General features: G+C 36.3%; 3 protein-coding genes. All 3 read right to left on the bottom strand.

What is annotated here, in order from left to right:
• Positions 1 to 633 precede the first annotated feature (633 nt).
• Genes C9J34_RS21385 through C9J34_RS21375 form a run of 3 tightly spaced genes read right to left on the bottom strand, consistent with a single transcriptional unit; the run spans position 634 to position 2,415 of the window.
• Positions 634 to 1,236, bottom strand: coding sequence for a LysE/ArgO family amino acid transporter (locus tag C9J34_RS21385; protein WP_107842176.1), 603 nt, complete (start codon positions 1,234 to 1,236; stop codon positions 634 to 636).
• Positions 1,237 to 1,246: 10 nt separating this feature from the next.
• Positions 1,247 to 1,633, bottom strand: a complete 387-nt coding sequence (locus C9J34_RS21380) for a hypothetical protein (RefSeq protein WP_107842175.1) — start codon at positions 1,631 to 1,633, stop codon at positions 1,247 to 1,249.
• Between the two features lie 56 nt (positions 1,634 to 1,689).
• Positions 1,690 to 2,415, bottom strand: coding sequence for an AAA family ATPase (locus C9J34_RS21375; RefSeq protein WP_107842174.1), 726 nt, complete (start codon positions 2,413 to 2,415; stop codon positions 1,690 to 1,692).
• Between the last annotated feature and the right edge of the window lie 273 nt (positions 2,416 to 2,688).

Below are 2,688 nucleotides of genomic sequence, written 5' to 3'. Positions count from 1 at the left end.
CTTTTATTTTATTATAATGGAGATAGTTAATAAAATTTTTTAATCAAAAGGGAGGGATACTTATAAAAAAATTAATAATTATTTTAAGTTTTACATTTATCCTAGTTGCCTGTACCAATGAAAATATTGATCAAGAACATCTTGCCTATATAGAAAATTTAGATTGGACAATTAAATCATTTAATGCAAGTGAACAAATTGTAATAGAACCAGCATTAGAAACTATCGAAAATTATAAATCCTCTAATGTAACATTTATCGGAAATTATATAGGGAAAGAGCTAACTATAACTACTTATGAATTAAAAGAGAAGAGCCCTGAGGGAGAGAATCTTCGCCTAAATATATATGAATATGAAGGGGAAATAGTTGGTTCTATTGGGGAAATACCCAATTATACACCAGGTATATTCAATCCTTCAGATAAAAAAAGTCTAGAAGATTATTTTGATAAAACGAAAACTTCAAAGTAAATAAAAAGTTAATTTTACTGTCGAACCATTTATGAATAAATATCATAATTTGCGTGTAATTAGAAAAAGTGCTTGAAACGTTAGTTTCTAGCACTTTTTTGATTTGTATACTCTAAGCATTTTTAATTTGACACTTCATTTAAATATTGTTCGAACTTGATTAAAATAAACCTATTAATAAGTACAATGCTGTTCCCCAAATAAAGACAGCCGAGCATTTATTGAATATGTACATGACTTTGCCTGAGTTATCTACTTTTTTCAGCATTGAGCCTGCAAACATAAGACTAATAAACCATAGCCATGACACGATAATACATGTAACAGTAAACAATATTTTATCTGTGCCCATGTAATTTAAGGCACTCGTCCCAATAACACCAACTGTATCTAAAATCGCATGGGGATTTAATAAAGAAACGGATAAAGCGAATACGATTTGCTTTTTCGCTGGTAGTGCCTCTCCTTGCTGCGCTTGTTCTATCTTTGCAGTCCACAAGACCTTGCCCATATAAATTAAAAATAAAATGCCTCCGCTAATTAAGCCTAGTCGCAACCATTCAAATTGATAAACAATGACTGATAGACCAAGCACTGCAAGTAAAATAAGCAATGTATCGCAAAGTGCTGCTGTTAATACGGCTGGCAATGCACGTAGCTTGGATGGTTGCATAGCGCCTTGTGAAAAAATAAAAACATTTTGCACGCCTAATGGCAAAATAAGTCCAAAGGCCAAAATGATTCCGTGAACGATTGCCTGCATTTATATGCGCCTACTCTCTAAATAAATTGCCCTGTCTAGAAGCCGTTTTCGCTGCAAAGCCCATTAACTCCTCCTGCAAAGCCTTTGCTGTATGCTCTGTATGTAATGTCTCTGATAGTTGCACTACTTCTTGCCCCTTTAACACGTTCGCTAAGTTCCAATGCGGCATTGGACTATCTGCTGCTGGTACATCCTGTATAGAAAATAAATAATCTCGACGAAATACAAGCTTTCTCCATTTTGTCGCTTCTTTATAAACAAGAAAGGCGATATCCTTTTCTGCCAGCTCAATCATTTTTTGCAGCAATCTTTTTTCGCCATGAAAGGTAATGCTATAGCTTATCTTCTCACCTTGTTGCTGCTCATGAATTCGAATTTCGTATAAGTATGTGTTCATCCTGTCACCTCATTTATCAAGTAGTCAGTAGAAATTTAGTCTCCTTTTAGGCTGAATCAAGGCAAATCTAAAAATAATTCGTCTAGTACTTTGTCTTTCGCATCTAAAAAGCGCTTCGTTAAAATATAGTGCAATGTTTCCTCATAACGAACTTCACTTATTTGTTGGTCAAAATCATAGATTGTCGCATTCGGATAGCCAAGCAAAATCGGTGAATGTGTCGCAATAATAAACTGCGCATCATGCTCCAACTCTTTTATAATACGCATCAAGCTAAGCTGACGCGTTGGAGAAAGTGCTGCTTCCGGCTCATCCAGCAAGTAAATCGCTTTATGTCCAAAGGCATTTTTAAACAAGGATAAAAAGGACTCACCATGTGATTGCTCATGCAATGATTTGCCACCATATGCATCGTATTTTCTTCCAGATGGATCGAACATTAAATCAAGATGACTCGCAAATTGATAAAATGTTTCGGCACGTAAGAAAAAGCCGCGCGCCACTTTACGCGACCAAATTAAGCGTATGTATTCCCCAAGAGCAGAATGTGATTCATGTACATCGTATAAATGATTGCGACTACCACCTGCTGTATGAAAGCCACATTCATAAGCAATTGCCTCAAGCAATGTTGACTTACCTGAGCCATTTTCCCCAACAAAAAACGTAATATTCGTTGGCAAATGAAGCTCCTGAAAATGTTCGAATGCTGAAATATTAAATGGATACTGCTCCTTGCATGGCACTTGCGCCTGCAAATAGCGTAGCGTTCTTAAATACATTAGCTCACCTCTATTTTAATTGTAGCGAATGACTAAAAAAATAGCAAAATGGCTGTCCGAAAAGCAGGCGAACGCCTAACGTTTTCTGACAGCCACCCTTAATTGAAGCGTCGACTTTTACTCGTTGAAGTATCTGCGGTTTTGGGATATATCTGCGCTTTTTTGAGATATATCTGCGGGTTCCCCATTATATCTGCGCTTTTTGGGATATATCTGCGAGTTCCCTATTATATCTGCGCTTTTTGGGATATATCTGCGGGTTCCCTATTATAT

Origin of the sequence: Metasolibacillus meyeri (assembly GCF_003049505.1) — a bacterium.
GTDB classification, from domain to species: Bacteria; Bacillota; Bacilli; order Bacillales_A; family Planococcaceae; genus Metasolibacillus; species Metasolibacillus meyeri.
The sequence above is the reverse complement of the archived record's forward strand: the minus strand, read 5'-3'. Positions and strand labels throughout refer to the sequence as shown.